Genomic DNA, 7,263 nt, shown 5'->3' on the forward strand with positions numbered 1-7,263 from the left:
CTCTGGAGCTGGTCGAGGACTTCGCGGAGGACGTGAAACTTGTCCGCCACCAGATAGGCATTGGGAAAGGTCGTCCTCGCCAGCCAATCATAATTCGGAGCCATATCCCGAGTCACACTCAAGACCTTCATCTTGGTCTTTATCGGAAACTTTGACAGGACCTGCCGAAGCTCTGAGGTTCTGAGTGTGTCGGCCATCAATGCGATCTTGCTCGTCTCCCGGTTGCTGATGATCGTGTAGCAGACACCGTCGATCGTCTTCTCATTGATCGCCATATAGGAGCCTACGTTTGACTCCTTGAGGATCGGCACCCTGATCTTTTTCCGTCCTCCCTCTCGCCGTACCTCGATGTCATCTTGATAGATCCTGCCGTCCCGCTCTGCCTCACGGAAGCCACTCAGGTAATCCTTGTACCACCGGTTAAAACGCTTTGCGTCCGCCCCGAAGACATAGGCGATAGTACCAATGCTGATCGGCTTCCCCTCGACCAATTTCTTTTAAAAAAGCACCGAACTTCGGTGTGCATTTAATCCCTTCGATCGTGTATTTGTAGGTGTTGAAATAGGACTCTCGACCGCCCTTCTCCTTCCACCGCCGGCGGCGTATGTAGATGAATGCCTCGCGACCGGCTATGGGAAAAGTCTGGATCTCGCAGGGATTCATGTAGCCGCATCGGACCACCTCCTTCGCCTCCGCCAGCTCAGGGGGATAATGGCTCTCGTCGTCCTTCTCGTCCGTATAGAGTCGGTAGACTCCGCACTCCTTTTTTACCTCCTTCAGCTCAAAGTCGCGGATGATCTCCTCCAGGACAAATGCCGATATCAGATCCCTTATCTCTGCTGTTTCCATAAGCACTGACTACTTTCTCATCTATTATCACCTCAACGAAGGTAATCTCTTCTTACTCCCCCACCCAGCACATCAAAATGCGAATTAGCCCTATTCAGCTGGTGTCGTTTGCTTTGCTCATTACATTCGATTAAAAGCTATATTTTGCCTTCGCCCATACTTCTGAGTTGTTTTTGTACGTGCTGAACATACCTTCATCGCCTCCAAACCAATCATACCCGAGAGAGAGCTGAATGAAGTCATTCAGAGAGTAGGCGGCAGTAAACCGACTAAACCAACCTTTATGATTGAGGTCGAAATAGGTGAAGTTGGAGAGTTGTAGAGTGTTATCCAACAGCTTTTTCGACACATTGAGCGTAAGAAGTGAATTGTGATGCGGCTGTGCAATCTGATCTTCGTACTTTAGGATGCTTTCAGAGGAAAACTGTGCCATCACCAACCAATCTTTGGGGGCATACCAATCGATACCCACGAGATAATTCACAGTGTTGAATCCCTTTTGTTCTTGATTAGACGCATCAGGTCTATAGCTGAAGTGCTTCCCCACATTGAAGGCTGCTTCTCCTCGTAATACCAGTTGCCCTAGAGGTTTGGATATGTCTCCTCCGAAAAATCCCATTCGGTAGTATTGCGGAGAAACGACAATGTGGGTATCTGTAGGGCGATACGTAAACACGGGCATCTTGTTCCACGTATGCAATGCGGAGAGCGAAAAGTCCACTCCAGGCAAGGTAAAAGAGAGCTTTCCACCATACTCAATATTGGCAAAATGAAGACTAGGGTGGCTCCCGTTTTCTTCCCAGACAATAGGCAGTGGGCTATCTTTGGGCAAAATGCACCATGGATTTATTGCGTCGGTAGGTAGTTTATACCCTTCAAAGATTGGCACGGCAAGCAGTTCCAGTTTCATTTTGTCGTTAAAGACGAAAAAGCGTAGGGCATTGACTGGCATCCGAATGTCATCATAGTCTTGTGCCAAGAACTCTGTCATATCCATAGGAGAGACCAAGTCGGTAATACGCACACCGTCTGCCGCTCCCCAAATGACCAATTGTCGCCCAAGGCGAAAGCCCCAATGGTCATCTCTATGGTCAAGATACGCTTCCCGCAGTTCAAAACCTGTACGCTCTTTTAATAATGCATTGTAAGTTGCGTTGAATGAGACAAAAAGCGAAGAGCCTTCAAAACTTTTACCTATCTCTCCCCTTATTCTCGTGCGCGAAGACATAAAGTTGTTCGGTTTTGCGGAGCGGACGGCATGATAGGTATCCACAAATCCTTTGACTTGCCACGATGAAGCTACCTCTTCTTGACCCCATGCGATATGCAGGGGCAAGAAGAGAATAAACAGCAACAAGAATTTTGCTGAATGACTAGTTGTATCTGTCATTAGAATCGGCCTTTTTCCAAGGTGCTTACACTGAATTGAGCCTCGTTCATAGGGGTATTGAACTTAGGATCCTTAAACTCAAGAATCGTCTGATGATTAGTCTGAACATTGGTCATATGCAGTTTTTTTGCAATCCAAAAACCAGAAATCTTCACAATGTCCGACAATTCAAGGCGACGGTGTAGCTTCCCCATCTTGTCGTAGTACTCCACCTTAACGGCGATAAGGCAGTCTTGACGAATCCACGCCACCTTTCTAGAGTAGATCTCACGTTTGTCTTTAGGCGTGTATTCCAGCTTCCAGCACTTGTGTCCGCCAATAGTCTCTTCGCCCAGCAACTGGTGGGAGTCTTCGTCTACATTGCGACTGCCCATATCATCATAGGTGAAGTCACTGCCCATAAAGTAATCCTGCTTGGCAGAAGAGCCACTGATGCGGCGGGTTTTCTTCATCGCGGGCAAGTAGAGCCATCTGTCATCGTCTTTATTAGGATTGTCGTAATCCCAAGTGAGAAAGCCTGTCCCTTTTACATCTCCGGGATATAGGAAGAACATGATACTCTTACGGTCTTTTTTCCCCGCTCCCACGTCTATGGAGTAAGAGATAAGCTTCCGCTCGCGTACCGCCCCACGCTTATTGATCAGTTTCATGACCAATTCCGATTGACGGGTATCGCCATCGGGACGATCTTTTACTTTTTGGGCAATCTCTCTGCCCGTCTGAGCCATTGCAGTGGCGGCAAAAGCCCAAACCACCAAACTTGCTAAAATAATTCTTTTCATCATGATTGATATTTTGTTGTTGATTTTATCCTATTGACTTTTCAAGCATCTTCCTGTAGGTAGCCGATTGCACCTGCAACTCTGCATCCGTACCAAAACACCCGAGAGGGCTGAGAAAACCATCGCCAGCGGAAGCATATACCTTTTCTTACCTGCGTAGTGGAGTGATCGCTTCAATACCGACGGCTTCTTTTGTTTGTTTGTATTACTCATTATGATTCAATTATGTTTGTTTGTTCTTTTGGTCTTTCAATAGTGTTCGTCTCCTTGCCAAACAGACGGAACTTCTGGATGAGTATAGGCGTCACAAAGAGGTCAGCAAGCAGTGCCGACAAGATCCCTGCCACAGATAGTATGCCCATATGTACAAAGGAGAGTCCCTCTGATGTGGTGTATACAGCGAAATTGGCACAGATTACTACGCTTGTTAAGACGATTGGAGTACCAATGGTGTGGAATGAACGAAGGATCGCATTCCTATAATTGCCCTTACGGTCAAACTCAAGATGACTATGATTGATGAAGTGTATGGTATCGTCCACAGCCAAGCCGAGGATCATCGGCATAATAGTGGCCGTCATCATATCCAATGGATAGCCCAGCCACCCCATTAGTCCGCCAACGACTAGTGCCGGTGTGATATTGGGGATTAAACCGACAAGCCCTATGCGTACACTGCCGAAAACGATCATCATCAGTATACCTATAATAAGGAGAGAAATGGCGAACGAAACCATTTGCCCGCGTGCGATATACTGCATCATTACGGTAAATTGTGGGATACTTCCAACGGTAGTGACCGCTGCATTGGGGAAGAGCCTCTGTGCGTAAGCAATTATATCGTTCAACTCTCGCTCCGTTTCCCCAGAATCGTATGAATTCATCTCCACCATCAGACGAAGACGGCGGTAGTCGTAGTCTATCCAATACTCAGCTTCACTACCTCCCGCATTTTCGTAAAGGAGCAACAGCTGTGCAACCTCATCAGGGTTATGGGGGATGGTATAATAAGAAGGATTACCGTCATGGAGCGTTTGATTTAGGTCTTTGAGTATATTCAATACCGAGGTCGTTCGTTTGGTCAACTTATACCCACCAGCATGCTGTGCAAGGGAGTCCAATCGCAGTAGCATTGCTGGAGACTTTGCCAATCCATCTTCTGGGAAGTCAATCATTACATCGTAGGTATAAACAGACCCAAGTTCGCTTTCTCCCACCTCCAATAGGTTGTTAACGTAATCAATCTTTCGTCCCATCGTTCGCTCTACATCAAAAGCCGTCTCTATTTTGGTGAATTGGTAGATAAGAACCACAGAGATAATCCCAGTGAGCCATAGTATCAAAGTGCCATGCCTGAGTACACTCTTGCCTAAGCTTTCCAGCTTCTGATCCATCCATCGCCCACCAGTCTCCTGTACCTTGGGGTGAGGCTTTCCGTCCTTGCCAAAACTGAGGAGAATGGGCATCAAGGTGATGGAGAAAAGAAATGACAGCATCACACACGAAGAGGAGGCTATTCCGATAAAACGCATCGGCTGCATAGGAATGGCAAGGAATGAAAGCAAGGAAGCGAAAGTGGTGAGTGCACTGAAAAGCACTGGCCACCCCATTTCACCTACCGTTTCCTCTACGGCTTGTTTCCTTATTCCATGAATGAGGAACCTACGCTTGAAATAGGTGTATACGTGAATATTGTATGCAATGGAAACGGCAAAGACCAGCAACATAGGGATCATTACCATACCGCTGTCTATGGTCATACCAACATATCCCAGTACCCCATACACCACGATGATGGAGCTGATAGCGGTGAGAAGAGGGACGACGACCCCTCTAAATGAACGTGTCACCAGTAGGAGAATGAGAATGGAGACGAGGGCTGCGATACCCATTACACGTGGCATTTCCGTCCCAATCCATTTCATTTTCATCGCTGTCACATAGGGTAGCCCAGTTCCTTTGGGATGAAGTGCCTTGTACTTGTCCTTGGTGATAATATGATCTAGTTCATTGCCCGTAAGGACCTCGGGTGAAACAGGGTTCTTCCCCTTATTCCAAACAGAGTCTTCGGGAAAAGTACGTAGCTTGAGTATAATCCACGAAAGCGTCCCATCTTTGGAAATTAGTCGCTCTGCTACGTGAGGTTTCATATAAGCCTTGCGACGAATCTCTTCCAATTGCTTGGGATCCGTAGGGATCGTATCGGGGACTATCTGCTCAATGGCGATACCATCTTCGCCTCCCATCATAAACTCGATGTCGGTAAGAGAGGTGATTTTGTCGGCGTACGAAAGGCTGTCCACCATCTCGTTCGTTAGTTCACGGATCAGCTCCAGGTTGTCTTTCGTAAACGAATTGTCACACCTAGTCAGCACGGCTGCGAAGTTGTCATTCCCGAATATCTCCTTGAATTCTTCGGTCTTGACAAGCATCGGGTCGTCTTCGAGGAAGTAGTCTTCCCATGAGGCACTTACCTTGAAGTACCTAAGTCCCGATACGCCAATGGCAAGGACCAGGATAAACCCTCCCAGCACTAGCCAGCGATTACGCATCATTCTTTTGCCACGTAAGGCAAACCAATTGTTAATTCTTTCTGTTTTCATATCGTTTCATGTTACATTTATCTTGAGGTGTCTTTACTCCTAAGTGGCAATAGCCCAAAAGAGAACAGGAAGACGTTTTGTTCAAAAACAAAGCGAGCCGCCTCTGTAGGCGACTCGCTCGATAGGATGATTTCCTAAAATGAAATCTCTTATACTGCAGGACTCTGGAATAAATCCCCCCGCTACTTTGTATTTGGATAGTCTGTATCATTCATTTCATTCTTTATTGTCATTGACCACTCGTACCAAGCTTTAGTGCAATAGACATTGCCACGGCTTTGCCCACACTTATCAGCATCAAAGAGAGAAAGCCCATCAACGTCCTCTCCAAAATCATATTTCTTTCATTGCTGGTACCATATGTAATGCTCATAATACGCTCTGATGATCTACCTTCATAAGTCGCTTCCACCCACCAGTACTGAAGTGGATATATTCACCGATAAAGCATTCGATATCCTCGGAGGAAAGCTCCTCGTGCAATACAATCTCTCTCACCATACTGGTCCACCAAGAGCTGATGAAGTGTATGAAAAAAGGGGATACACTCGTATGTAGATCTGGATATAATTCTTTCATCCTTCCTAGATAGTCGATCCCAGTTATCGTGCTTTTATCAATCCATCGCTCCCAATAGTCTTCAAATCGTGTATCTCGAGTATCGAGAAATAGCAACCTAAACTCCTTGCGATAACGAGTAATCATACCCATTACCTCTTGCATATATTGACGGTGATACTCTTCTGAGGTAAAGATCTCAAGTGAAAGGTTTTTATCACTATTATGGTTTTCCAGCATATTAGTCATCGCCTCCAAAAGTGGACGCAAGACGATTGCCAGCAAATCATCCTTGCAAGGATAATAATTGTATATGTTGCTTAGCCCAACACCAGACAGCTTGGAAATCTCACGCATAGACACCGCTCTGAAGCCTTTCCTTAGAAACGCATCTCGAGCTGTATCTTGCAATAGTCTGCGTGTATGTTCCTTTGTCGTCTGCATAATAAGAACTTTATCCTACTTCTGCGAGCAAAGGTCATAGAGTTTTCTAGAGTACGCAATACCTAAAAATAGGTATTTTTCCGATCAACTTTCTTGTTATTTATGACACGATAGAACTGCGAGATGAATGATTGTTAGGCTAATTCGCATTTTGATGTGCTGGGAGGGGGAGGATGGTGAAAGGGGGGTTGTTGATGTGAGGGATTTAGGAGAAGTGGAGGGCAACTCGGTAGAGAAAGAAGTCGGTGTTTCTAGCACCGTAGTTGACGCTGATGAAGCGCTGGAGATTTTGGTTGAGAGCCTCCGCCTTGGCATTGTTCTCTCTGCGGTAGAAGTACCTCAGAATGGGGGTGGAGTTTGACCGGAGGAAGTTGGCGATATTGCGTATCTCCTCCACCTCACTCTCCATCCCTTCCTTGGTGATGAGCATAAGATCTGCCTCCTTTATCTTGTACTTCCGATCGCTGTACCGCGGTCGTATCGGCTCGTACCACTTCCGGATCCTTAGGCAGTATTTGTAGGCTTCTTCGATCTCAGGGAATTGCTTGAAGAGTATCTTCTCCCGCTCCTTTTGGTCGTCGGTCCACTCCGTTTTGCGCTTGAAAAGGAGACCCCTCGAGCGGTGTAGGAGTTGCTT

The 7,263-nt window shown here is 46.5% G+C and carries 7 protein-coding genes; all 7 read right to left on the reverse strand.

Annotation, left to right across the window (positions count from 1 at the left end; all coding sequences use genetic code 11):
- On the reverse strand, positions 1 to 491 hold a 491-nt coding region (locus B088_RS08640), incomplete at its 3' end, for a transposase (protein ID WP_018107855.1).
- Positions 421 to 849: an ISAon1 family transposase N-terminal region protein gene (locus tag B088_RS08420; RefSeq protein ID WP_018107856.1), complete on the reverse strand. Its 429-nt coding sequence runs from the start codon at positions 847 to 849 to the stop codon at positions 421 to 423. The genes B088_RS08420 and B088_RS08640, both read right to left, overlap by 71 nt.
- Positions 850 to 979: 130 nt before the next feature.
- Entirely contained in the window at positions 980 to 2,239 is a 1,260-nt protein-coding gene (locus B088_RS07750) for a DUF1302 family protein (RefSeq protein WP_018107857.1), read from the reverse strand.
- The gene (locus B088_RS07755) at positions 2,239 to 3,024 is read right to left on the reverse strand and encodes an outer membrane lipoprotein-sorting protein (protein WP_018107858.1); all 786 of its coding nucleotides are present in this window, start codon (positions 3,022 to 3,024) and stop codon (positions 2,239 to 2,241) included. Before B088_RS07755 ends, B088_RS07750 begins: the two co-directional genes overlap by 1 nt.
- Positions 3,025 to 3,233: 209 nt before the next feature.
- Positions 3,234 to 5,624 carry an efflux RND transporter permease subunit gene (locus B088_RS07760; RefSeq protein WP_025082263.1) on the reverse strand — a complete coding sequence of 797 codons (2,391 nt, stop codon included), beginning with the start codon at positions 5,622 to 5,624 and terminating at the stop codon, positions 3,234 to 3,236.
- Between the two features lie 369 nt (positions 5,625 to 5,993).
- Positions 5,994 to 6,626 carry a TetR/AcrR family transcriptional regulator gene (locus tag B088_RS07765; protein ID WP_018107861.1) on the reverse strand — a complete coding sequence of 211 codons (633 nt, stop codon included), beginning with the start codon at positions 6,624 to 6,626 and terminating at the stop codon, positions 5,994 to 5,996.
- A gap of 205 nt (positions 6,627 to 6,831) precedes the next feature.
- The coding region (locus B088_RS07770) for a transposase (RefSeq protein WP_018107862.1) at positions 6,832 to 7,263 on the reverse strand (432 nt) is incomplete at its 5' end.

Source organism: Porphyromonas bennonis DSM 23058 = JCM 16335, assembly GCF_000375645.1.
In the GTDB taxonomy this organism is placed as follows: domain Bacteria; phylum Bacteroidota; class Bacteroidia; order Bacteroidales; family Porphyromonadaceae; genus Porphyromonas_A; species Porphyromonas_A bennonis.